We start from the raw sequence: 22,502 nt of genomic DNA on the forward strand, positions 1-22,502 counted from the left end.
ACCGTCCCGAGAGCAGATTTCCCGCCCGGGGGACGGCCGCCGTCGTCAGTTTTCCACGAACCGTGGGAGGCGCTATGCGGCGCTTCCTTTCACCTTTTCAATGGCATCCCTGCCGAGCCAGAGGCCCAGGCCGATCATGCCGACGCCGAGAACCAGATGCAGCCAGTTGTCGGCGGAGTTGAACGGGACGAAGTTGGCGCCCGCGTTCATATCAATGACCAGGCCGTAGATCCACAGGACCAGGTACACAATGCCGCCGCCAAGCAGGAACCAGCGGGCCATCTGGTCTGTCCTGGCCATGGCAATGCCGGCCGCGCCAAACAGCAGATGGACGATGTTGTGCAGCACGGACACCTGGAAGACTCCAAGCAGCATGGCCCCGGACTCATGTCCCGCAAAGTTCATGGCGCCGTAATTGGTGGTGATCCCCGGGATGAACCCGAGGACTCCAAACAGCAGGAAAACCGCACCAACACCCATGGTGGTGCTGTGAAGGGTCAACCCCATCATGTGGTGGTGCTGGGCAGGGTGTGAAGCGGTGGTCATGACTCTCCCTTTCACGCTGATTACCGGCTCTTCAGATGGAGAACCGGTCTCGCGGCAAGGAGTCGCAGGATTCCTGCCGACGCCCATATAGTACTCCTGAAAACCGCGCGCGTGCAGGGGAAGACAGGGGCCTTGGGGGCTCGGCTTTGGGGCCTCGGCCCGGGGGCCGGTCGACGATCCTGAGACACTGCTGAAGGCCGGCCGCGGCCGGCTGGCCGCGGCGTCGATACCGGCCACTGCCCGCACGAGCGCTGCCCGCACGAGCGCTGCGCGAGAGACAGACGGGCTTGCTGGCGCTACCCCCGCGCCTCGGCGAACCGCGGCGCCATGGACTCCGTCTGCTCCATGACCAGCTTGATCGCCTCGGGCTGCAGTCCGCCGCGCTCTGTGGCCGAAAACTGGCGTGCCGTCTTCAGAGTCAGTACCGTCGTCTCAACAACTCATTCGTTAGCAGGCAGGTGCACCATGAGCAAGAACAGCAGGAACCGGCACAAGGGCAAGGGCCCCGCGGGGAAAGGCGGCCCCGGTTCCCAGGCCTCTGGTTCTGTTTCCCTGAGCACCTTCCGTGCTGGCCGTGCCTTGGACGCGCTCACGCCGGCTTTCGTCCAGTGGTTCGACGACGGCTCACCCGGCGCCGCCGCCGCCGCTGTGGAATGCCTGAAGCAGGTTGAACCCGTCATGGGCCGCTATCTGGACGGCACGGCCGCGGCGGAGGTGACAGGCTTCGAGCCGGTTGCCTTGGCGATCGCGATCTCGGGCGAAGTCGCTGCCACAGCCGATTCTGCCGGCGAGCTGTCCGACGTCGAGGACGCCGTCTTCGTCATTGACGCTGTTCACGCCTACGTCGAATTCCTGTACGAAACCGGCCGCTGGAGCGGATCCGTGGAGCAGCTGGCCGGAGTCAGGGAGTTCTTTGACACCATCGCGGAGGACGATGACGGACCGGGTTACCTCGACGTGCCGGACATTCCCGAAGAACAGGCCCTGGAGGTCTTCTCCGGGCTGCCGCTGATCCAGCGGGCCACGGCGCTGCTGCGGTGGATCGGGGACGGGAGGCCCGTCACCGGAACCGGTGCGCTTCGCCTGCGGGAGATCGAAGCGGCGGCTGCCTGCGTCGGGGTGACCGTCAGGGGTAACACCAGGCGGGCGGATTCCGCGCTGCCGGGCACTGCGGGTTCTGCGGATGCCGTACCGACGGTCCGGAGCATGTATGAGGTGCCGCTGCTGGCCCAGATGTGGGCCGCGCTGGAGGCCGCCGAGCTGATTGAGATCAAGGCAACGAAGGTAGTGCCGTTCGAAGACTCCGAAGACTTCCTGGCCGGCGGTCCTTCGGAGCGGTTGGCGGAGTTCTTCATTTTCACCGCGTGTTTCCTGGAGCAGGCTGTGGTCCGACACGATCCGGACCAGCCTTGGGAAAGGATCATCGCCGGGCTGCAGGCATCGATCCTGATCGCGGCTGCCACGCCGGATCCGCCGTTGGTGGAACGCGTCCTAGCCGCCCCGGATCATGCGCCGGAAGCCGAGAAGAAGTTGGCAGACCTGCTGACCGGCATGGCTGTGCGCCGGCTGGAAGCGCTCGCCGAGCTGGGGCTGCTGACCATCGACACTCATTTCCGGGTGCCGCCGGCGCTCATCGGCTGCGTTGCGGATACTTTCGACAATGACTGGGTCCTGGCGGACCTGGGCCTCGGGGAAGCCCCCGACGATGCGGACGGGGAGGCAACGGCGGCTGACACAACAGCTCCTGGGGTGACGATGAGGGCGCCGCGGCCGGCTGCCCAGTCGGTTCTGCAGCTGAAAATCATGCTCAACGATTCGAAGCCGCCCATCTGGCGCCGTGTCCTGGTTCCTGCCGGCATGCCGTTGCCTCAGCTGCACGCGGTGATCCAGGCACTGTTCGGCTGGCTGGACTACCACCTGCACCAGTTCCAGACCGGGGGATTCCGCGGCCCCACGTATGCGCCGGTGGACCCGGACGGCGAGGATGATTTCTACGGCGAGCCGTCCCTCGACGAATCGAAGGTGACAGTCGGTGAACTGCTCCCGGCCGTGGGCAGCACCATGACCTACACGTACGATTTCGGCGACAACTGGGTGCACGGCATCAAGGTGGAGAAAATTCTGGCGGCCGACGACGGCGGCGGGCAGCTCCCGCGGTGCACCGCTGGCCGCGGTGCCGCGCCGGCGGAGGACAGCGGCGGCATCTGGGGCTGGGAGAACATCGTCCAGGCCGTCAACGATCCACGCCACGAGGAGCACGGGGAATACCGGGAGTGGCTGGGACTGCGGCCGGGCGAGACGTTGGATCCCAAAGCCTTCGACGTGGAACAGGCCAACGGGGAGCTGTCAGATCGCATCTGACGGCTCCCGGTTCGCCCTGGCTGACCAGAAGTCAATCTGAAATATCGCCTGAAAGTTCGGCTTCGAGGTCGCTGATCCTGGGCAGCGTGGAGGCGAATTCCTCGGGCAGCGGCTTCACCATCTCGGATTCCCATTCGGCGATCCCGGTCAGTTTGGAGAATCCGCGTTGGAGAATCCACGCATGGAGTACTTAGCCACCACATTGTTCCTGGTCTTGCACAGCAGCAGCCCGATGGTCGGCTGGTCGTCAGCGTGGCCCAGGAGATCGTCCACAGCGGACATGTACATGTTGATCTGGCCCAGGTGGCTTTCAGCTCGACCACCACGAAGCCGCGCAGCTTGAAGTTGTAGAACAGCAGATCGGCGAAAAACCCGTCCTCGCCGATCGTCAACCGGACCTGCCGGCCCACGTAGGCGAAGCCCTGACCGGGTTCCAGGAGGAATTTCTCCACGTGCAGGACCAACTGGCCCTCGAGCTCGCGTTCGTTCCTTTTGCCGGTCATGGACACGAAGTAAAAGACATATGGGTCCTTGAACGACTGCTGGGCAAGGTCAGAGCCGACGGCGGCATCGTGGCGGAGAACGCTATGGGACCAGCCATCGTCGATGGCAGCGGACATGTACCAGAGCCGAGCCTCCGGCTCGGTGAGCTTCTCCAGCAGCAGCACATGGTTGCTCCACGGCAAGAACCAAAACATCGGTCGAGCAAACGCCTCCGAACGGTGCAACGACGACCTTGTGGAAATAGGGACGAAGTTTCCCGAAACGGATGTCGCTGGCTTCAAATGTTGCCTTCGTGCTCATTACAGTGGCGGCAGCACCGGCTGAGACCGCCCACATCGATCGGCGGGGCAAACGCTCAAGGCCCAAGTATTTTTTCGATCGACGAAAGGCGCTCAAGGATCACCCGACGTTGACACGAACACTCTGAGACCCAAGGAACCCGGGTGGTTCCGTCCAAGAAAACAAGTAGTGTCCACTGGTGACCCGTAGCTTGCCGGGCCTATAGGCTCCGGACTCAGCCGTCATTTCGGCCAACCGATGCAAGGGGTTGCCCGCCGGCAGCGGATTGTCTCGCAGGTCGTCTGCCCCAAAGCCATACGAACGCGATACGGGGGCAGACTTCGGTCATACGGCCAGGTGCCGGCGATAACAGGCTTTATCAATGCAGGGGGAGTTATGCGGTTCTTAGCAAGGCTGGGTCTTATCGGACTGCTTCTGGCGCCACTGCTGGGAACGGGCATACCCACCGCAGAGGTCGCCTCTGCAGCCACCACAAACTGCCAGCCCACCACGCCCGCACCGACCGACCCGTACCCTGGCGCCACCGTCGTGGCCGACAACTTCGAATCAGGAACCCTGGCCCCGTTCAGCGTTAACACCGTCGGAACCGGAACCGCCACAGTCTCTTCAGCTCTGGCACACACAGGCGGCTGCGCCGCCTACCTCCACGTAACCTCGGACCCCACCTCCCTCGCCTACCTCTCGGCACCCCTGCCCGCAGGCACCCCGTCCGCGTACGCAGACGGCTGGTTCAACATCACCACGGCCGGCCTGACCGGCAGCGACGTACCCTATTTCCGGTTCTTCTCCGGAACCACGCGGATCGCAGACGTATACCGCTACAACAGCAACGGCCAGCTCTGGCTGCGTGTAACGTCACCAACCGGCGCATTCGTCTACACACGCCTGCTGTCCTCCAGCATCCCCCTCAGCTCCTGGCACCACGTCGTCATGCAGATCATTCCCAACGCAAGCGCGACAACGATTCAGGTCTGGTTTGACAGCGCTCTCGTCTATTCCAGCAACCAGGTCAGCACCGGGTTCACCACCTTGTCGACCGTGCAGCTCGGATCCGAACACTCCAGCCAGATGGGCGACAGCTATGTCGACGACATCATTATCAAAAGCGGCTCACCGGCACCCCCCGTGTTCACCGCGGCCGCGCCCCCGGCCACCGCCACCGTCGGCACCGCCTACACGTACACCTTCGCCGCGTCCGGTAACCCGGCCCCGACCTTCAGTGTGTCCTCCGGTGCCCTGCCCGCCGGGCTGGGCCTGAACACCACCACGGGGGTCCTTTCCGGCACCCCGACGACGGCGGGCACGGCAACGTTCACGGTCACCGCCACGAACGGGGTCAGCCCCGACGCGGTCACCCCACCGGTCACGATCACGGTGAACCCCGCCCAGGCAGCCCCGGTGTTCACCGCGGCCGCGCCCCCGGCCACCGCCGCGGTCGGCAGCGCCTACACGTACACCTTCGCCGCGAACGGCAACCCGGCCCCGACCTTCAGTGTGTCCTCCGGGACCCTGCCCGCCGGGCTGGGCCTGAACACCACCACCGGAGTCCTCTCCGGCACCCCGACGACGGCGGGCACGGCAACGTTCACGGTCACCGCCACCAACGGGGTCAGCCCCGACGCGGTGACTTCATCCATCACGATCACCGTGAACCCGGACACGACCACCCCTACCGCCCCGGTGTTCACCGCGGCCGCGCCCCCGGCCACCGCCGCGGTCGGCACCGCCTACACGTACACGTTCGCCGCGTCCGGTAACCCGGCCCCGACCTTCAGGGTCTCCTCCGGCGCCCTGCCCGCCGGGCTGGGCCTGAACACCACCACCGGGGTCCTCTCCGGCACACCCACCACGACGGGCACTGCAACGTTCACGGTCACCGCCACCAACGGGGTCAGCCCCGACGCGGTCACTTCATCCATCACGATCACCGTGAATGCCGCCCAGGCAGCCCCGGTGTTCACCGCGGCGACGCCCCCGGCCACAGCCACCGTCGGTGCCGCCTACACCTACACCTTCGCCGCGTCCGGTAACCCGGCCCCGACCTTCAGGGTGTCCTCCGGTGCCCTGCCCGCCGGGCTGAGCCTTAACCCCACCACCGGGGTCCTCTCCGGCACCCCCACCAGGGTCGCAACATGGGACCACATCGTCATCCTGATTGACGAGAACCAAAAGGACACTTCCATTCTCGGCAACCCCAGCGCACCCTACCTGAACTCCCTCGCCACATCGGGCGCAAACATGACGCAGACGTTCGCGGAAGGCCACCCTTCGCAGCCGAACTATCTCGCGTTCTTCTCAGGCTCTACGCAGGGGATCACGGATGACAGCTTCCCGCATAGCTTCACCACCACGATGCTTGAAGGCCAGCTAAAAGCAGCAGGCAAAACGTTTACGGGATATGCCGAAGGCCAGACCTCGGGAACGAACTATCTCGCTTACCACTCCCCATGGAACAACTGGGCGTCCATCCCGTCATCGGAACGCCTCGATTACAGCGCGTGGCCGACTGACTTTACGACGCTGCCGACCGTGTCCTTTGTCGTCCCCGACAGTTGCAACGACATGCACGACTGTTCCGTAGGCACCGGTGACACGTGGGCAAAGAACCACGTGGACGCGTACCTGCAATGGGCCAAAACCCACAACTCACTGCTGATCACCACATGGGATGAAAATGATTCATCGGTAAGCCCGAACAAAATCGCAGCGTTCTTCAACGGCGCCAACGTCATCCCCGGCAACTACCCGCAGACAATCAATCACTACAGCATGCTTGGCATGATCCAGGATGCTTACGGGCTCCCGCGCAACGCAAACACGGTAGGCGTAGCGGCAATCGCTGCCCCATTCAGCGCAACGTTTACGGTCACCGCCACGAACGGGGTCAGCCCCGACGCGGTCACCCCACCGGTCACGATCACGGTGAACCCCGCCCAGGCAGCCCCGGTGTTCACCGCGGCCGCGCCCCCGGCCACCGCCGCGGTCGGCACCGCCTACACGTACACGTTCGCCGCGTCCGGTAACCCGGCCCCGACCTTCAGGGTCTCCTCCGGCGCCCTGCCCGCCGGGCTGGGCCTGAACACCACCACCGGGGTCCTCTCCGGCACACCCACCACGACGGGCACTGCAACGTTCACGGTCACCGCCACCAACGGGGTCAGCCCCGACGCGGTCACTTCATCCATCACGATCACCGTGAACCCGGACACGACTGCCCCTACCGCCCCCACAAACCTCTCCGCCGTGGCCGGCGCCGGCCAGATCTCCTTGGCCTGGAGTGCCAGCACCGACAACGTCGGCGTCACCCGCTACAACATTTCCCGCAACGGGTTACCCGTCGGCACCGCCGCCGGCACCTCTTTCGTCGATGGATCGGTAATCGCAGGCAGCACCTACAGCTACACCGTCACGGCACAGGATGCGGCCGGGAACGTCAGTGCTCCCTCGAACATCGCCACGGCTACAGCCTCCGGCGTGCGGACCATCAGCGTCGATAAACTCGTGACCGCCCATCAGGGCACCAGGGCCGCGACAGTCAGCGTCGCCGGCCTCACAACCACTGGGAGCAACCAGCTGATACTTGCCTTCATCAGCTCCGACGGCCCCAGCCGCGGCGGCAGCGAATCCATGAGATCGGTCAGCGGCGGCGGCCTCACCTGGACGCTCCGTCGGCGCACCAACGCCCAGGCCGGCACAGCCGAAATATGGCAGGCGGTTTCCCCCCTCCCGCTCACCAATGCCACCATTACCGCCACCCAGAACTCGGGCTCGTGGCAGTCAGCCATGACCGTCGTGGCGTTCAATAATGCCGCTACCACCAATGGCGCCACAGCCGGGGCCAGCGCCGCCTCCGGACCACCGAGCGCCAGCCTCACCACCACCCGCGCCGGATCATGGGTCTGGGGCGTTGGAACCGACTGGGACGCTTCGCTGGCCCGAACCGTCGGGCCGGCCCAGACTCTGGTTGATCAGTACTTCGCCCAGGCAGGCGATACGTATTGGGTGCAGCGCCAAACCGGGCTAACAGCCACCAGCGGAACCGTCGTCACCATCAACGACACCGCCCCCACCACCGATCGGTGGAACCTGGCGCTCATCGAAATCCTCGCCGCCCCATAGGCTCCCACATGTACCGGGCTCGCCGAGTGGCATATCCAGACCGGGGTCCTTTCCGGCACCCCGGCCACGGCCGGCCCGGCAACCTTCACGGTCACCGCCACCAACGGGGTCAGCCCCGACGCGGTCACCTCGTCCATCACGATCACCGTGAACCCCGCCCAGTCGCCCGACGGTACGCAGGCCGCCGTCGTTTCGGCTGGGGTCCGGTGGTTACCGGGGACGGGTTTTCCTCCACGGGCGCGCCGCGTGCGGCGGCTCGAACTTCCAGACTCACGCTGTCCCGTGGACCCCGGCCGGGATCACCGGATACATCGACGGTGTGCAATGGTTCACCGACACAGACCCGGCGCACCAGCCCACGGTCGGGATGCACCAAACGATCCAGCTGGACTGGTTCCCGGACGGGACCGCCACTCTACCAAGCCAGATGCAGGTCGACTGGATCCGCGTCTACAACCAACACCCGGCGCTCCAGAAAGATGCATAGTGAGGGGACTCGATGAAATCCAACGAACTGCTGCTGGACGCCTTCGGCCGGATCCGTGACACCGTGGCTGCCACGCTTGAAGGGGCCGACGACGAGTCTCTGGTCCGTCGGCCCACAGGCAACGGAAACTCGATTGCGTGGCTGATCTGGCACCTCAGCCGGGGAGAGGACGCGCAGCTCGCCTCCGCCGCCGGCCTGGAACAGGTCTGGACCTCGCAGGGGTTTGCTGGCCGCTTCGATCTGCCGCTGCCCGTACGCGACACCGGCTACGGCCATTCGACGGGCCAGGTCGACGCGGTGCAGGCCCCGCCGGAGCTGTTGGTCGAATACTACGACGCCGTCCACCGGCAGACCGTGGAGTTTCTGAAAACGCTCGGCGACGAGGACTTCGACCGCATCGTCGACACCCGCTGGGACCCGCCGGTCACGCTCGGGGTGCGGCTGGTCAGCATTATTGCCGACTGCCTCCAGCACGTCGGGCAGGCCGCATACGCCAAGGGCCTGAACCCCGCGAACGGTTAGGGAGTATGCGGCCTCGGTATCACCCGGCGAGGCTCCTGTGGACGGACAACCTACGACGTTTAGGCTGCCTCCGGGTGAGCGATCGCGTAGTACCCAGGTACCGGTTGGACCTGCTCGGGAATGTCCCGTCGACCGATGTACGTGTAGTGGGCAATCCGTAGCGTGAAAGAGCAACGCAGGGCACACACAAGGTGATGGCCCCGCCTCCAAACGGAATCGAGACTCACCCATGGCTTCGCTCTCAAAACGCTATGTTCACGCCGTACTCTCGGTCGGGTTGTCCCTCCTCACGGTGGTCGCGCTGGCTTTCGCCGGCACCGAGGTGGCGGATGCAGAAAGCCACGTCCGGCCGTCCGCGCGGGAGCTGAAAGATTCCCCCACGAATCGGCCCTCCTCCTCCGGCGCGATCGTTGTAGCCGTTGTCCTGGGCTCGTCGGGCACCGTGGGAAGTGACGTCCTGGCCCCCTACGAAGTGTTTGCCAGCTCCCCGAAGTTTTCCGTGTACACAATCGCAGCGCAGGCCGCCCCTGCGCCAATTGACGGAGGTCCGGCGATAGTCCCCACGTACACGTTCGACGATGTTCGATCGGGTACGGCCCGGCAGCCCGACGCGGTCGTTGTCCCGGCCGTCGGCACGCCGGAGGGGCCGGACGAAGCGGCAATGCGGGCATGGATCGTGGAACAGTCCGGTCGAGGCGCCCGCATTATGGGCGTCTGCAACGGGTCGAGCGTCCTGGCGGAAACCGGTCTCTTGAACGGGCACCAGGCGACAAGCCACTGGTCGCGTCTGGGTGCCCTGAAGCAGAGCCATCCCGAGGTCCAATGGACGGGAGGCCAGCGGTTCGTTCAGGACGGCAGGATCACCACCACCGCGGGCGTAACGTCCGGCATCCCGGGCGCTTTGAAAGTCATGGAGGATCTGGCGGGCGTTGAAGAATCCGAACGAGTCGGCCGGCTCGTGAATTACCCGGGCTGGTCAGTCGCTGCACCAGCCGGAATACCTGTCCAGTCCTTCGACGCCTCGGACATTCCCGTCGGACTCAACGCTCTCGTCCCGTGGTTCCGGCCGGTCATCGGAGTCGGGCTCTTCAACGGGGTGAGTGAAATCGATGTCGCCAGCGCGTTCGAGGTCTACAACATGTCCTTCGCAGCCCGGGCAGTGGCGGTCGCCCCCACGGACACAGTCACCACCAAACACGGGCTGATTCTACTGACCGTCCCGGAACGCCTCGCGCCTCCGGTGGACAGGGTCGTCGCCCCTGGGGTGGCTGGGGACCGGGACATTGATCCGCAATTGAGGGACTGGGCCGCGTCCCGCAACGTGCCCGTCGATGCCTTGATTGGCGCCGGCGGGATGCTCGGATTCGACGGCGCCCTGGAGTATCTGGCGCGGCATACCGACCGTGCCACGGCCCTGTCCGCAGCCAAGATGATCGACTATCCCACGGCGCATCTGATCCTTCCGGCTGGAGAAACCCCTGTCCGGGTTCCTGTCCTGTTCGCGCTCGGCCTGCTGCTCGCCATTCTTGTCGGTTCCCTGCCGGCCATCATACGAACCGCCATCCGGCGCCGGGTATTGTGGCGGATGAAATGACCGGTCCACGCGGGAATGTTCGGGTTCGGCCCTTCCACTTGCGCCATAGACGTCACACAAGAGAATGGTTTCCTGATGCCGATAGAGCAGCTTTCCGCAATACTCGCCTGCGCACTTCTGGCCGGTCTGACGGTCTTCCAGGGCGTGCTCATCGCCGGGGCGCCGCTCGGGAGTATGGCGTGGGGCGGACAACACCGTGTCCTCCCTGCCAGGCTCAGGATCGGGAGCGCGCTCTCCATAGCCGTGTATGCCCTCTTCGCCTATGCAGCGCTGGCCAAGGCAGGTCTTGTCCCGCCGTTGGTCAGCGAATCCTTTACTGCCGTCACCGTGTGGGTGATGACGGCGTACTTCGTGCTCGGCGTCCTCATGAACGGGATCTCCCGCAGCAAACCTGAACGCCTCGTCATGACCCCCACCGCGCTGGCCCTCGCAGCCCTCTACCTGGTCCTTGCACTCCAGTGATCTCCAGCAGGGCTTGCAGGACCGGCAACTTGAGCTTCGGTCCTGTCGGCGCCCGCCAACAAGGCCACCACCTCCAAACAGAAGACCTAGGGACCCTTATGCACTCCACGACGGGTAGAGTCCGGAGCATGACCGAGACAGGGACACTGCACGCCTGGCAGCATTGCCGGAAGTGGCCTTGACGGCGCCGGTTTCGTCGGGCGAACCGCTTCGGCGAGACGGATGGCGCTCCCGCCCGCGCATTACCGACCTCCTGGCCGCCGCCGCATATACAGGGCCGGCCCTGGCAGCAGCCGCTATCGTTCACGAGGCCGAAGGCCCGGGGTTCGTTCTCCCATTGCTCGCGGTGGTGGTTTCCGGCACTGCACTTTTTTTCCGGCGGCAAGCTCCGATGTCGTCGTTGGCTGCCACGGCCGGCGTCATGCTCATCACGTTCTCGGTTCCGGCGAGCTTCGCGGCGGTGGCGGCGGCGATGGCGCTGTACGCCGTCGCCGTCTACCGGTCAGCGCGGCACGCCGTCTTCGGCCTGCTGGGTACCAGCGCAATCCTTCTTCTCGCCGCGGTCCTGCAGCCCTGGTCGATGGTGGACCCTGGCCAAGCCGTCCAGGCGATCGTCGTGCTGGTGATCGCGACACTGGCCGGTCTGAACGTACGCACGCGCCGCGGCTACGTGAACGCCCTCGTGGACCGTGCAGACCGGCTGATGCGTGAACGGGAGCATCTGGCCAGCATTGCAGCCGCCGCGGAGCGCAACGCGATCGCGCGGGAGATGCACGACATCGTCTCGCACGGATTGGCCGTGATGATTTCCCTGGCGCATGGTTCTGCGGAGATTGCCTCCACTGATCCTGCCCGCGCCGTCCAGGCCATGCGTCAGGTTGCCGAGACGGGGCGCGTTGCGGTGGCGGACATGCGCCGGATGCTTGGAGTTCTGGACGACGGCCGCACCGGACAGTTGCCCGGTGCGGTAGCACCCTCGCCGGGGGTGGCGGAGGTTCCCGATTTGGTGGAGCTTTTCCGTTCTGCGGGCCTTCCGGTGGTCCTGCATTCGACCGGTTTTCCTCCGGGCGACCCCGGGATCCAACTCGCTATCTACCGGGTCATCCAGGAGGGGCTCACCAATGCGCTTAAGTACGCGAGGGCAGCAACAGCGGTCACGGTTCGCGCGCAGTTCAGCGCGCAGGCGATCATGGTCTCGGTGACCGACGACGGCCAACCGGAGGTCGTCCCTGCCGACCATGCCGGGCGTGGCGTCGTCGGAATGCGGGAGCGCGTCGCACTGTATGGCGGCACGCTGCGCGCGGGTCCTCTGAGCAACGGTGGATGGTCCGTGACCGCCCGGTTCCCACCACTGAAGGGAGGACCATGGTGACGGCAATTACCCCGGCGCGCCCCATCCGGGTGCTGCTGGTTGATGACCAGACACTCGTCCGAATGGGATTCCGCATGGTGCTGGATGCCCAGGACGGGGTCGAAGTCGTTGGCGAAGCCGCCGATGGCAGGATTGGCATCGACATGTGTCGTACCTTGGCACCGGACGTGGTGCTGATGGATGTGCGGATGCCGGACACGGACGGCATCGCGGCGACCCGGCGCATTGTCGACGAGTGTCCGCAGTCACGGGTCATTGTCCTCACCACGTTCGATCTGGACGAGTACGCGTTTGCGGCGCTCCGGGCCGGTGCCAGCGGCTTTCTGCTCAAGGACGTCGGACCAGCTGAGTTGCTCGCGTCCATTCGAGCCGTCGCCGGAGGAGACGCGGCCATTTCCTCCAGGGTCAGCCGCCGGATGCTGGATCTCTTCAGCCAAAGGCTTCCCGCCGGTCCCGCCTCCGGGGGTGACGAAGCCGTCGCGGCCCTGACGCGGCGGGAACTGGAAGTTCTCTCGGCGATTGCCGGCGGACTTTCAAATACAGAGATCGGTGAGCGAATGTTCGTGGCGGAATCGACGGTGAAAACCCATGTGGGCCGGATCTTGATGAAACTCGGGCTGCGGGACCGTGTGCACGCCGTCATCTTCGCTTACGAACATGGCTTGGCTAGCCAGCGCCGGCCGGGCTGACTGCCTGTCATGACAAATCAGGAGGCGGTACGGTGGGCCTTTTCCGCGGCCAAGGCCTTGACCCAGTCCGGCGCCAGGCCTGGCCGTTGCAGCTCAAGCACCCGCCGGTGACGGGCCCTCCTGGTGGACCATCGCCACGGGGATAATCGGCGTGCCAGGTGCGCTCCGCTTAGTCTTCAGCACATACGCCACACCGGAGGGCGGGCATAGCTCCCGTCCTCCGGCTGGATGGATGCGCAGTGGCCTCAGCTAGCGGCCCACAGGCCTTGGGCTACCAGGTGCGCGCGTGCTTGTTGTGGTCGTCCTGATGCCGGTGTCCCTGGTGGTCAAACCAGCCGTCCCTGTCGTGCCGGAAACCGTCACGTCCCATCCACGACCCGTTGTGGTCGTCGTCGGAACGCCAGTTACCGTCGTCGTCACGCCAGCCCGATCCGTCGGACCAGTCGTGCCAGCGGTTCTCCCCGTCCCACCAGCCATGTTGGCTGTCGTGCCGGTTGCTGTCCTTTTGGTGGTGGCGGTTGTTGTCCGAAGAGCTGTGATTCCAGTTTCCGGAGGCCGGGGCGGCTGCGCTCGCGGCGCTGGCCGGGAGGGCGCTGGCGCCCAGGCCCAAGGCCAGCGTCGCCGTGGTAGTGCCGAGAACACGCATGATTTTGTTCATTGGGGCAGTCCTTTGGAGATTTCCTAGCTGCTCACCCTGCCTGGCGGCACGATCAGCCGACGGTCCTGGGCGAGGCAGGTAGGCGTTGGTGGTAAACGTGGGGGTTATCCCGGCCCGCTCTGCAGCCTATCTGTGAACCACGTCACCTCTGATCCATCAACGATAGGAAGAAGGCCGACGCCGGCCCAAGACTTCCGTGCCTTGCGAGGGTTAAGCGGCATCATTCATGTTTTGAGCCTTTTGCTCGCCGCGCCCCTTTCGACGCCGGGGTGGGCTGGACCACATAAACTAGGTGAGGGTATAGGAAGAGATTGAAGGTGCGGGGAAGGTGAGGATCCCGGGTCGGCGTTTAAAGGCGAGGCCGCTCGCATCACAGATCCTGGTGTGGGTGCTGTGCATCCTGCTGCTGACTGTCGCCGGCGGGGCGGTCCTCTACGACCGAATCAGCAACCAGACCCTTGAACACCAGTACCGCCTGCGGGCCCTGGGAATAGCCACCACAGTCGCCCAGATGCCCGACGTCGCCGCAGCCCTGCAAGCCGGCGACCCGTCCCGGTCGATCCAGGCGATGGCAACCACCGTGCAGTCCAAGGCGCACCCGGACTACGTCGTCGTCAGCGACCGGAACGGCGTCCGATACTCCCACCCGAACCCGGACCTCATCGGCAAGGTCCTGCAGGAGCCCGTGGCCGTGCTGGACGGCCAGAATCACGTCGGCACCGACCCGGGGAGCCTGGGACCATCCGCCAACGCAAAGGCGCCCATCCGCGCGGCCGACGGCAGCGTGATCGGCCAGGTGTCGGTGGGCATCCTGGAAACAACCGAGGACATGGAACGGGGGCACCAGATCTGGCTCATCGCCGGTTATTCGGCAGTGGTATTGCTGGTCAGTGCCTTCGGTTCCCTGCTGCTGGCGCGCCGGATCAAAAGGGTGACCTTCGACCTTGAGCCGGCCGAGATCGCCTCCCTGCTCCAGGATCGCGAAGCACTGCTGCACGGCATCCGTGAAGCGATGATCGGCGTCGACGACGACGGCCGCGTCACCGTGATCAACACCGAGGCGCGCCGCCTGCTGCACCTGGAAGGGAGGGTCCTCGGCGAACGGCTGGAGGATCTCCTTCCCGCCGGGAGGCTCCTCTCCCTCCTCACCGGAGAGGTTGCCGGCACCGATCAGGTCGTGATCACCGAGGACGCACTGTTGGTGGCCAACCGGATGACAGTCACTTTGGGCGGAAGGAGCATCGGCGCCGTCGTGACACTGCGGGACCGCACTGAGGTCGAGGGCCTGATCCGCGACCTGCGCGCCGTCCGGGGCCTGATGAAAGCGTTGAGGGCGCAGGAGCACGAGTACGCGAACCGCCTTCATGTAGTGGACGGACTGCTGGAGATGGGCGACGTGGATCAGGCGCGCCGATTCGTCTCGGGGATTTCAGACACTTCGCGTTCCCTTGGCGAGGGCCTGCGCTCCCGGGTGGAACCTCCGGAACTGGCTGCCCTGCTGTTGGCCAAGATCACGATCGCAGCCGAGCAGGACGTGCACGTCACGGTCACCGATGATTCGCAGCTGCGGCAGCCGTTCCTGGATACCCAGTCGCTCCTGACCATCACCGGCAACCTCCTGGACAACGCCGTCGACGCCGTTTCCGGGCAGGCCACACCCAGGCTCGTCACGCTCCAGCTCGATGATTCCTCCGGCATCTTCATCTCCGTGACAGACAACGGTCCCGGTGTCCCGGCGGACGTGCTCGGCGAGGTGGTCACTGACGGGTTCACGACAAAGGACCAGCGTCCCGGCATCCGCCGGGGTATCGGACTGGCGCTCGTTGCCCGGATCGTGCACCGGGCCGGGGGAACGCTGGACGTCTTCCCCGGCCCGGGAGGACATTTCGAAATCTGGCTGCCTGAGCCTGAAACTGAAAAGCCACTCCACGAGCCCGCGTCCATGGGCGAGGCCCCACCATGATCCGCACACTGGTGGTTGACGACGACTTCCGTGTCGCCCGGATCCACGCCGCCCGCGTGGACAGGATCGAGGGATACGAATGCGTAGGCGAGGCCCACACCGCGGCGGCCGCGCGCGCAGCCATCGCAGAACTCAAACCGGATCTCCTGCTTCTTGATGTCTATCTGCCGGACGAGGACGGGATCAGCCTCCTCCGTTCTCTCCAGGCCCGCGGGGAAAATATCGATGCGATCATGATCACGGCGGCAAGGGACCTGGCCACCGTGCATGCTGCCATGCGCGGGGGAGCCGTCTACTACCTGGTCAAGCCCTTCGGCTTCGAACAGCTGCAAACCCAGCTCGACTCGTACCGTCGCTGGCGCCGCGAAGCGGACACACGAACCGTCGCCGACCAAGCCGCCGTCGACCAACTGTTCAACCTCAGGCGGCCACCGTCCCTGGCCGGCGGGAGCCGCCGCCTCCCGCCGACCATGCAAAAAGTCCTCGATACAGTAGTCCACGCCGGACAACCCATCAGTGCCTCCGACATCGCCGAGCTCATCGGAATCAGCCGCCCCACGGCCCAGAGGTACCTCAGCGAACTGGAACGCAAAGGACGCCTGCAACTTCATCTGGCCTACGGCGCGACCGGAAGGCCGGTAAACACCTACCTGCCCCTCAAGTCGTAATGCCGCTCAGGTGGAGCTCCCCGGGGACACCGTCGTCGGGTGCGGTCTATGAGGCGGACCCGTAAGAACGACTAAGCCCAAAACGGGGCTGACCCCGAAGGCGTGGTGTCAGGACCGCGCCGCCCCATCGGGATTCGTCGGGGTGGGGAGTCCATGTGCCGCGAGGTTCCAGCCGGCCCAGTCCTGGGGGCGGGTGGAGGGCCGGCCTAGGAAATAGCCCTGTCCGGTTCTCACGCCAAGACCGGTGAGAGCTGCCAGTTCAGCGCCTGTTTCGATCCCTTCGGCGATGAGTGCGGCTCCCAGCTGCTCTGCGAACCCCGTCATGGACGCACCGAAGGCGTGTCGAAGCGTGTCCGAATCGATTCCGGCGACCAGGTCCCGGTCAAGTTTGATGATGTCGGGCCTGAGCTGCCGGACATGGCGGATCGAATCGAAGTACGAGCCCACGTGGTCAACCGCGAGGCGGACTCCGCTCCGGCGAAGGGGCAACAGCGCCGCGACCAGTGCGGAGGGCTGCCCGGCGGTCAGGGCCTCGGTGAGCTGGAGCACCATGCGGTCCGGGGACAGCGTCGATGCCTGCAGCAGTTCCGGCAGGAGCGGGTCCAGGCAGGTGGCCGGGGACAGTTTCAGTGCCACGTACAGGTGCGGCGGCACGTGCTGCGAGGCGGCGAGGGCGCACTCCAGCGCCGCGAATTCAAGTTCGCTTCCCAGCCGTGCATCGGCGGCCTCGGCGAACCAGGCGGCGGCGTCGTTCCCGTCGCTGACGAACCGGGTGAACGCTTCGACCCCGACGACGGCGCCCGTGGAGAGATCGAAGATCGGCTGAAATGCTGTCAGCAGCATCCTGCCGTTCAGGACCGCTTCGATCCGCGAGACGGATTCCGCCGCTGCCGGGTCCGGCGTGTCGACCGGGTGCCGCCCGTCGGAAGGGGCGCCCGGTGGCAGCGGTGGCGGGGCTCCGGCGGGGGATCCGGTCAGGGACCGGAGGGAGGTCAGGTGTTCCGCCAGCGCCTTTTCCGGGTTCCCTGGGTGGGCGGCCACGTATCCGCGAAGCATATCCCTGGCCCGGGCCTGCTCCGGTGCGGGATCGGAGAGCACCGCCTTGATAATCTCCGAGGCCTGGCGGCGTATCCCCGAAGCGTCATTGCCGTAGCGCCTGGCCGGTGCCGGGTCGGCGGGAGGCTGGCTCCCGGAGCGTGCTGAAATGGACGACGGGTCCGTCGGCATGGGCTATTCCTTTGTTTTCGGTTCCGGCTGAGTCCGGAGCCGGCTTACCCTTTCCGGAACCGTGGAGCCCAGGTCCGGAAAGCGGAAGACAGTGAGGAAACTGTACAACGGTACTGACGTGTCTGTTCCTCCCGGAAGCAGAACTTTCCAATGTGACATGCCGCACACCGGCCGTCCCGCCAGACCACGGGCCCAACGCCAGCGCCAGTCCGGTTCGCCGCGGGCAGGCTGATCCGCTGGGGGTTGCAGCCAGTCGTTCCAGGCCTTCCTCGGCGTTGTATTTTTGAAGGCAGAAGGCCGCCGGCGTAATGCCGGCGGCCTTCTTGTCAGCGTTTGGAGGCACGCGTCAGCCTATGCGGCTTTGGGAACGTCGAACCGCTGGCCTTCCGGCTTGGACGGAAGCAGAGCGAAGATGAGGACGGCCAGGCTGCCGACGAAGGGCACGAGGCCGATGAGGATCATCCAGCCGCTGAAGTTTGCATCGTGCAGGCGGCGGACGGTCAGCGCCAGGGAGGGGACGATGACCGCCAGTCCCCAGATGACGATGAGGATGATGCCGACAACGGCGCCCGGGCCCGGAGCGGTGCTTCCGCCGGTGCCTGCCGTCGCGCCCGCGCCGCCGGTCACTGACATGATGATGTTCAGCACTATGGATACAACGACGGAGATGAGCATCCACCACCAGTATTCGCTGCGGCTGGCGCGGCCGGTGAACGTGGCGTACTTCTTGAAGAACCGCTTCGCGGCCTCACCGATGGGTGCACCGTAGTACGGGGCCCACAAGGGGGCGGCGGGGGTGGTCTGCTGCTGGAAAGACAAACGGAACTCCTTCATGGATGGGTGATGACGCCCCATCGTAAAGTTCCGGCATGGCCGATCAGGTGTCCGCGGCGTGAATTTCAGGCGCAGAGTTGGAGTGCGTCCCCCGGGATGCTGCCCGAGTTGACCTGCGGAAACACCAGCCCGGTCCGCGTGTTCCATGTCTGGCCCGGGCCTGTGCGGCGCGGTGGTTCTGGCCGCGGTCATTTGACGGTCAGGGTTCCGTGCATGTTGGAGTGGTAGGTGCAGTGATAGTCGTAGGCACCGGGTTTTTTCGGGGCAGTGAACGTGACGCTTGTCCCGGCTTTGACGACGGCGTCGAAGGAACCGTCGTCGGCTGTCACGGTGTGGGCCTCGGAGTCCATGTTCATCACGGTCACCGTCGCACCGGCAGGGACGCTGTCCGGGCCGGTGTAGGCGAAGGACTTGATGTGGATCGTGGCCATTGCTGCGGTCCCGGTGGATCCGGCCCCCATGGACGAGGCGCCCATCCCGGGATCCATGGAGTGAGTTGAACCGGGCCCGGCGGCGGCAGGCCGGGATGCCGTTACGGAGGCTGTGGCAGGAGATGATCCTGCCCCGGCGCCGGTGGACCCGCAGGCGCTCAGCGCCAGGGCCGCAGCGCCGGCGAGCAGGATGAGTCTGAGGCTGTGCCTCTTCGTGGTGGTGGTCATGGTATTCCGTCCTGGGAGTTGGTGAACGCGCCGGGGACCGCGGGGCCGCCGCTCACGCGGGGTGCGTGGCCGTCAGATGGGCGTAGACAACGGTGTTGTCCAGGTATTCCCCGGTAGCAGGGTCGTAGCCGCCGCACGTGATCAGCCGAATCTCGGGCCGGTCCGCGTTCTGGTAGACCTCCACGGTGGGGAAGCCTGCCTTGTGGTAGACATCGACTTTGTCGACAGTGAACACGGCGGCGGTATGGTCCGTGCGGGTGACGGTGAATTTCTGGCCGGGGGTGAGTTCGTGGAGGCGGTAAAAGACGCCGATGGGGTTTTTTGTGGAGTTGACGTGGCCGAGGATGACGGCGGAGCCGGTCTGGCCGGGTGCGGGGGAGTCCTTGTACCAGCCGGCAGGGGAACCGGGTTCCCCGGGCGGGGTCTGGACTTCACCGTTGGCCTGCTTGCCCAGCTGCAGCAGGGGCGAGCTGACCCCGATGGAGGGGACGTCGAGGCTGACGGGCAGGGATGCGGCAAGGACCGGTCCCGATGGTTGTGCCGGCGGGAGGGCGGCGGGGGCGGCCGGGTCCGCGGCCGCCGTTGTTGCCGACGCGGTACCGGGGGACGGGGCGGCGGCGCTGGCGGAGGCGGGGGTGTCTCCGCCGGGTGCCGGGGGCTCGGCATGGAGCCCGAATCCGAGGGCGGTGATGCCGCCGGCCAGGAGCAGGGCGGCCGCCGCGGACGCAAGGGTGCGTCCGCGGCGGCCTTTCAGATCAGATGACATCAGACCCTGCCCGGTTTCAGGCCTTGACGGTCATCCGTCGGCGGACGGCGTAGGCTCCGCCGGCTGCCAGGACGAGACCGCCGCCGACGGCGAGGAGTCCCAGGTCGGTCCCGGCCGGGGTGGTGATGCCGGTGCCGGGGGCTCCGGCGGGCATCGCCGTCAGGGTCCCGCACAGTGCCGGGGAGGTTGCGGCCAGCGGCAGGGACGGCACAAGGTCACTGGGCGCTTTCTGCGCCGCTTCTGACAAGGTGGCGGGGTCAAGGCCGTGGACCACGACGACGGCGGTGCCGGCCTTGAGCGAGGCGGAGGTTTTCGCGTCCAGGGCGAAGGTGCGCTGATAGGTGTAGCTAGCACCCATCCCTGCCAGGGTCAGGTCGGTGCCGGCAGCCGGGCTGGTATCGCCGCTGGTGGACAGGGTCGCACCGATCGCGCCGTACGACGGGGCGCCTTCGGTGGTGCTGATCACGCCATCCTTGTCCGCGTCGGCGGACATGTCGGGGCAGGTGCCCTTGGCGCCGATGTGGATGTGCTGGACGTGCGGGTACGGTTTGCCGCTGAACGTGGCGGCGAGTCCGGAGACTTTTTCCGTGACGGTTGCCTGGTCGCCGTTGAGGGTGATCATCACCGTGCCTGAGGCGTTGCTGCCGTTGATCGCGGCAAGGTTCGCCTGGTAGGTGGTGGTGTCGGCCGCGAGGGCCGGGCTGGTGGAGAGGGCGAGGGCGCCCAGGGCCAGGGCCGGGGCGATCAGGAATGCGGATTTCTTCATGACTGGTTTCCTCCGATGACAATGAACGTTCCCCTGATGGGCACGCGCACGGTTGGGACATCAATGGTTCGTTGTGGTCCGCGTCACGGACGGGTGTGGGTCGGGAATTTTTTTCGGACACCCGGATTATTCGGACCAGCAGGCCAGGACGGCCGTGGAGACCTCATACGCGAACGCGCCGCGGGAAACGCTGTGCGGGCCGAGGGAATCCGGCAGGGCCGAGGCGTCCACCGTCAGGACGAAGCTGTCTTTGACGAAGACCACGGACCCGGCCGTGCTCTCAAAGGCCGCAAGTCCCAGGTTCGCCATCCCCTCGATGGGCCGGGCCGAAACGGTGGACTGGGCCAGCCCGTCAAAGTGGCCGCGGGCAGCGGCCGGGTCCGGCAATTCCTTGACCGAGAGCACAAGGGAACCGGCAGGCAGCGCGTAGGTGCAGGTGTAGAGACTGTCGGCCCAGGAATCGGTGGTCCGGGGGAGGTTCGGCAGGGAGAGGATGCGGACGATGTTGTCCCGGGTCTCATCTGCGCATACCATCTTTGCCGCTGCCGATGGGGAGCCATCCGTTGCCCCCGGAGCCGGGAGAGCCGGGGAGGACGACGAGCCCTGGGCGCCGCCGCCCTCCACCGGGCCACCGGGGCCACCGGGGCCACCCGGGCCACCGGGGCCACCGGCGCACCCGGCCAGCAAGAGTACCGAGACCGCCGCACCAGCCAGAGCGTTCATACCGGGCCGGCCCGCGCAGATCCTGCTTTTCATAAGACACCATTCCCAGACAATTACAGGGTGACAGAAGATCGCTGACCCTTCCCCAAGCTATTCGCTGCCGCGAGGTCCACGGACCGGTCCCCGGAAACCCTGACCGCGCTCGCCGACAGAATCGACCGGCAAAACGGTCAGCGCCCAGACACCAGGCGGGTTGAACGATGCCCTCCCGGGATGCGAAGCGAGGGCGCCGGCCCGGGCGAGGGTACGGGCGGCAATCCGAGGGGCATACGGCACCGAACAGTAGTCGTGGCCGCCGTGTGGTCTCGCCGTAACGGGCCCGCAATCTCGCACTCCCAGGTGAGGGTCCGAGCCAGAAAGGTTGTCACTATGCGCACATCCACCAACAGACTCGTCGCCGCTGTTTTCGGTGCCGTGTACCTTCTCATCGGCGTTCTCGGGTTCGCGGCAACCTCCGGGGTCGGGTTCTTCGCCGCCGAAGGCGTTGAACATCATCGCGCTCAACGGCGTCGACAACGTGCTGCACCTGGCCAGCGCCGTACTCCTGCTGGGCATCGGGCTATCCCAGGACAGGGCAAGGGCCCCCCGGACCTACGCACGGACCAGCTGATGAGCGCCGCCGCCCCTGCCGGGGAGGGAAGGACGGTCCCAGCCCGGGATCCGGACCGCCCGTCCCCGCCGCCGGGCAGACTCCTGCCCGAGGCCATCAGAATGCTTTCGGCCTTCGCCGGCCTGGGTGCCGGAACGCTCAGCTTCGGGATCAGTTCCACACTGCTCACCTCGGCCGGGAGCCCCTGGAGCTGGGCAGGCGCTCTCGCTGCCGCCGTCTGGGGCATCGTGTTGACGGCCTGGGCGATACAAAGCCTGCACTTCGGGAACCCGGTATGGTCGGGCGTCATGATCCGACTGGTGGCTGTCTCGGTGCTCATGCATATCGCGTCCGTCATCCACGGCATCTGGTGGGTTCCCGCGTCCGCGCGGTCCCTGGACGTGGCGGGCCTTTCGGCCCTGGCGCTGGAATTGGCGCTCGTCGGCTCGGTGGGCTGGCTGGCCCGGCACGGTGCCCGCCGCGGCGCCCCAGCGGCGATTTCCCCGTCTGCGGGCCGCCTGCTGCCGGCCATCTTTGCGGCCGCCCTGGCGGTCGCCGCTGTCACCACCCCGGGTCTCGCCGCGACAGCCGCCGGGCAGCACACCGTCCCGCCTGGCGAACACGGCAGCCCACAGATCCAGAGCCCCGCCGGGCACCACCACTGACTCCTCAATACGCCGGCTGACCCCTATC

General features: G+C 66.1%; 20 protein-coding genes and 1 pseudogene. 12 read left to right on the forward strand and 9 right to left on the reverse strand.

All coding sequences use genetic code 11. The annotated features are described in order from the left end of the window. Positions 1 to 72: 72 nt before the first annotated feature. On the reverse strand, positions 73 to 546 hold the full coding sequence (locus ACQCSZ_RS07240) for a DUF4383 domain-containing protein (protein ID WP_427007358.1): 474 nt from the start codon (positions 544 to 546) through the stop codon (positions 73 to 75). 465 nt (positions 547 to 1,011) lie between these two features. Between ACQCSZ_RS07240 and ACQCSZ_RS07245 the strand changes: the two genes are divergently transcribed. Continuing rightward, on the forward strand, positions 1,012 to 2,907 hold the full coding sequence (locus ACQCSZ_RS07245) for a plasmid pRiA4b ORF-3 family protein (RefSeq protein ID WP_427007359.1): 1,896 nt from the start codon (positions 1,012 to 1,014) through the stop codon (positions 2,905 to 2,907). Positions 2,908 to 3,054: 147 nt separating this feature from the next. Here the strand turns inward: ACQCSZ_RS07245 and ACQCSZ_RS07250 are convergent. Beyond that, positions 3,055 to 3,605 (reverse strand): annotated as a pseudogene (locus ACQCSZ_RS07250) (PDDEXK nuclease domain-containing protein). Between the two features lie 481 nt (positions 3,606 to 4,086). Here ACQCSZ_RS07250 and ACQCSZ_RS07255 point away from each other — a divergent pair. The 7 genes from ACQCSZ_RS07255 to ACQCSZ_RS07285 all read left to right on the forward strand — a co-directional run bounded on the left by ACQCSZ_RS07255 (position 4,087) and on the right by ACQCSZ_RS07285 (position 12,956). Then, a complete protein-coding gene (locus tag ACQCSZ_RS07255; RefSeq protein ID WP_427007360.1) occupies positions 4,087 to 7,830 on the forward strand; it encodes a putative Ig domain-containing protein in 3,744 nt (1,247 codons plus the stop codon). A gap of 319 nt (positions 7,831 to 8,149) precedes the next feature. Beyond that, the gene (locus tag ACQCSZ_RS07260) at positions 8,150 to 8,317 is read left to right on the forward strand and encodes a hypothetical protein (protein WP_427007361.1); all 168 of its coding nucleotides are present in this window, start codon (positions 8,150 to 8,152) and stop codon (positions 8,315 to 8,317) included. A gap of 12 nt (positions 8,318 to 8,329) precedes the next feature. Next, a complete protein-coding gene (locus tag ACQCSZ_RS07265; protein ID WP_427007362.1) occupies positions 8,330 to 8,839 on the forward strand; it encodes a mycothiol transferase in 510 nt (169 codons plus the stop codon). Between the two features lie 229 nt (positions 8,840 to 9,068). Then, the gene (locus tag ACQCSZ_RS07270; RefSeq protein ID WP_427007363.1) at positions 9,069 to 10,433 is read left to right on the forward strand and encodes a DJ-1/PfpI family protein; all 1,365 of its coding nucleotides are present in this window, start codon (positions 9,069 to 9,071) and stop codon (positions 10,431 to 10,433) included. 75 nt (positions 10,434 to 10,508) lie between these two features. Further along, a complete protein-coding gene (locus ACQCSZ_RS07275) occupies positions 10,509 to 10,895 on the forward strand; it encodes a hypothetical protein (RefSeq protein ID WP_427007364.1) in 387 nt (128 codons plus the stop codon). Positions 10,896 to 11,067: 172 nt separating this feature from the next. After that, complete coding sequence (locus ACQCSZ_RS07280; RefSeq protein ID WP_427007365.1) at positions 11,068 to 12,267, forward strand: sensor histidine kinase; 1,200 nt, start codon at positions 11,068 to 11,070, stop codon at positions 12,265 to 12,267. Beyond that, on the forward strand, positions 12,261 to 12,956 hold the full coding sequence (locus ACQCSZ_RS07285) for a response regulator (protein WP_427007366.1): 696 nt from the start codon (positions 12,261 to 12,263) through the stop codon (positions 12,954 to 12,956). Before ACQCSZ_RS07280 ends, ACQCSZ_RS07285 begins: the two co-directional genes overlap by 7 nt. A gap of 271 nt (positions 12,957 to 13,227) precedes the next feature. On the opposite strand, the gene ACQCSZ_RS07290 is transcribed toward ACQCSZ_RS07285, so the two are convergent. Further along, the gene (locus ACQCSZ_RS07290; protein WP_427007367.1) at positions 13,228 to 13,614 is read right to left on the reverse strand and encodes a hypothetical protein; all 387 of its coding nucleotides are present in this window, start codon (positions 13,612 to 13,614) and stop codon (positions 13,228 to 13,230) included. Positions 13,615 to 13,942: 328 nt separating this feature from the next. Here ACQCSZ_RS07290 and ACQCSZ_RS07295 point away from each other — a divergent pair, with 328 nt between their 5' ends. Both ACQCSZ_RS07295 and ACQCSZ_RS07300 read left to right on the forward strand, forming a co-directional pair. Next, positions 13,943 to 15,577 (forward strand): ATP-binding protein, encoded by a 1,635-nt coding sequence (locus ACQCSZ_RS07295; protein WP_427007368.1) that lies wholly within the window; start codon positions 13,943 to 13,945, stop codon positions 15,575 to 15,577. Beyond that, positions 15,574 to 16,245: a response regulator gene (locus ACQCSZ_RS07300; protein WP_427007369.1), complete on the forward strand. Its 672-nt coding sequence runs from the start codon at positions 15,574 to 15,576 to the stop codon at positions 16,243 to 16,245. Before ACQCSZ_RS07295 ends, ACQCSZ_RS07300 begins: the two co-directional genes overlap by 4 nt. Positions 16,246 to 16,353: 108 nt before the next feature. On the opposite strand, the gene ACQCSZ_RS07305 is transcribed toward ACQCSZ_RS07300, so the two are convergent. The 6 genes from ACQCSZ_RS07305 to ACQCSZ_RS07330 all read right to left on the reverse strand — a co-directional run bounded on the left by ACQCSZ_RS07305 (position 16,354) and on the right by ACQCSZ_RS07330 (position 21,031). Further along, positions 16,354 to 17,472: an EAL domain-containing protein gene (locus ACQCSZ_RS07305; protein WP_427007370.1), complete on the reverse strand. Its 1,119-nt coding sequence runs from the start codon at positions 17,470 to 17,472 to the stop codon at positions 16,354 to 16,356. A 351-nt stretch (positions 17,473 to 17,823) separates the two neighbouring features. Further along, a complete protein-coding gene (locus ACQCSZ_RS07310; protein WP_427007371.1) occupies positions 17,824 to 18,306 on the reverse strand; it encodes a DUF805 domain-containing protein in 483 nt (160 codons plus the stop codon). A 188-nt stretch (positions 18,307 to 18,494) separates the two neighbouring features. Beyond that, complete coding sequence (locus tag ACQCSZ_RS07315) at positions 18,495 to 18,965, reverse strand: cupredoxin domain-containing protein (protein WP_427007372.1); 471 nt, start codon at positions 18,963 to 18,965, stop codon at positions 18,495 to 18,497. 52 nt (positions 18,966 to 19,017) lie between these two features. Further along, positions 19,018 to 19,731 carry a class F sortase gene (locus tag ACQCSZ_RS07320; RefSeq protein ID WP_427007373.1) on the reverse strand — a complete coding sequence of 238 codons (714 nt, stop codon included), beginning with the start codon at positions 19,729 to 19,731 and terminating at the stop codon, positions 19,018 to 19,020. A gap of 16 nt (positions 19,732 to 19,747) precedes the next feature. Further along, on the reverse strand, positions 19,748 to 20,497 hold the full coding sequence (locus ACQCSZ_RS07325; RefSeq protein ID WP_427007374.1) for a hypothetical protein: 750 nt from the start codon (positions 20,495 to 20,497) through the stop codon (positions 19,748 to 19,750). A gap of 126 nt (positions 20,498 to 20,623) precedes the next feature. Next, positions 20,624 to 21,031, reverse strand: a complete 408-nt coding sequence (locus tag ACQCSZ_RS07330; RefSeq protein WP_427007375.1) for a hypothetical protein — start codon at positions 21,029 to 21,031, stop codon at positions 20,624 to 20,626. 673 nt (positions 21,032 to 21,704) lie between these two features. Here ACQCSZ_RS07330 and ACQCSZ_RS07335 point away from each other — a divergent pair. Beyond that, positions 21,705 to 21,830, forward strand: a complete 126-nt coding sequence (locus ACQCSZ_RS07335; protein WP_427007376.1) for a hypothetical protein — start codon at positions 21,705 to 21,707, stop codon at positions 21,828 to 21,830. After that, entirely contained in the window at positions 21,830 to 22,474 is a 645-nt protein-coding gene (locus ACQCSZ_RS07340) for a hypothetical protein (RefSeq protein WP_427007377.1), read from the forward strand. Before ACQCSZ_RS07335 ends, ACQCSZ_RS07340 begins: the two co-directional genes overlap by 1 nt. Positions 22,475 to 22,502: the final 28 nt, after the last annotated feature.

Origin of the sequence: Pseudarthrobacter sp. H2, assembly GCF_050157045.1 — a bacterium.
Lineage (GTDB): Bacteria > Actinomycetota > Actinomycetes > Actinomycetales > Micrococcaceae > Arthrobacter.

What these genes read in the sequence shown, in the direction of transcription:
- ACQCSZ_RS07325 (WP_427007374.1), bottom strand. Translation starts at nt 20,497, where the DNA reads ATGAAGAAATCCGCATTCCTGATCGCCCCGGCCCTGGCCCTGGGCGCC.
- ACQCSZ_RS07245 (WP_427007359.1), top strand. Translation starts at nt 1,012, where the DNA reads ATGAGCAAGAACAGCAGGAACCGGCACAAGGGCAAGGGCCCCGCGGGG.
- ACQCSZ_RS07300 (WP_427007369.1), top strand. Translation starts at nt 15,574, where the DNA reads ATGATCCGCACACTGGTGGTTGACGACGACTTCCGTGTCGCCCGGATC.
- ACQCSZ_RS07290 (WP_427007367.1), bottom strand. Translation starts at nt 13,614, where the DNA reads ATGAACAAAATCATGCGTGTTCTCGGCACTACCACGGCGACGCTGGCC.
- ACQCSZ_RS07340 (WP_427007377.1), top strand. Translation starts at nt 21,830, where the DNA reads ATGAGCGCCGCCGCCCCTGCCGGGGAGGGAAGGACGGTCCCAGCCCGG.
- ACQCSZ_RS07310 (WP_427007371.1), bottom strand. Translation starts at nt 18,306, where the DNA reads ATGAAGGAGTTCCGTTTGTCTTTCCAGCAGCAGACCACCCCCGCCGCC.
- ACQCSZ_RS07320 (WP_427007373.1), bottom strand. Translation starts at nt 19,731, where the DNA reads ATGTCATCTGATCTGAAAGGCCGCCGCGGACGCACCCTTGCGTCCGCG.
- ACQCSZ_RS07270 (WP_427007363.1), top strand. Translation starts at nt 9,069, where the DNA reads ATGGCTTCGCTCTCAAAACGCTATGTTCACGCCGTACTCTCGGTCGGG.
- ACQCSZ_RS07265 (WP_427007362.1), top strand. Translation starts at nt 8,330, where the DNA reads ATGAAATCCAACGAACTGCTGCTGGACGCCTTCGGCCGGATCCGTGAC.
- ACQCSZ_RS07305 (WP_427007370.1), bottom strand. Translation starts at nt 17,472, where the DNA reads ATGCCGACGGACCCGTCGTCCATTTCAGCACGCTCCGGGAGCCAGCCT.
- ACQCSZ_RS07275 (WP_427007364.1), top strand. Translation starts at nt 10,509, where the DNA reads ATGCCGATAGAGCAGCTTTCCGCAATACTCGCCTGCGCACTTCTGGCC.
- ACQCSZ_RS07330 (WP_427007375.1), bottom strand. Translation starts at nt 21,031, where the DNA reads ATGGTATGCGCAGATGAGACCCGGGACAACATCGTCCGCATCCTCTCC.
- ACQCSZ_RS07285 (WP_427007366.1), top strand. Translation starts at nt 12,261, where the DNA reads ATGGTGACGGCAATTACCCCGGCGCGCCCCATCCGGGTGCTGCTGGTT.
- ACQCSZ_RS07255 (WP_427007360.1), top strand. Translation starts at nt 4,087, where the DNA reads ATGCGGTTCTTAGCAAGGCTGGGTCTTATCGGACTGCTTCTGGCGCCA.
- ACQCSZ_RS07240 (WP_427007358.1), bottom strand. Translation starts at nt 546, where the DNA reads ATGACCACCGCTTCACACCCTGCCCAGCACCACCACATGATGGGGTTG.
- ACQCSZ_RS07315 (WP_427007372.1), bottom strand. Translation starts at nt 18,965, where the DNA reads ATGACCACCACCACGAAGAGGCACAGCCTCAGACTCATCCTGCTCGCC.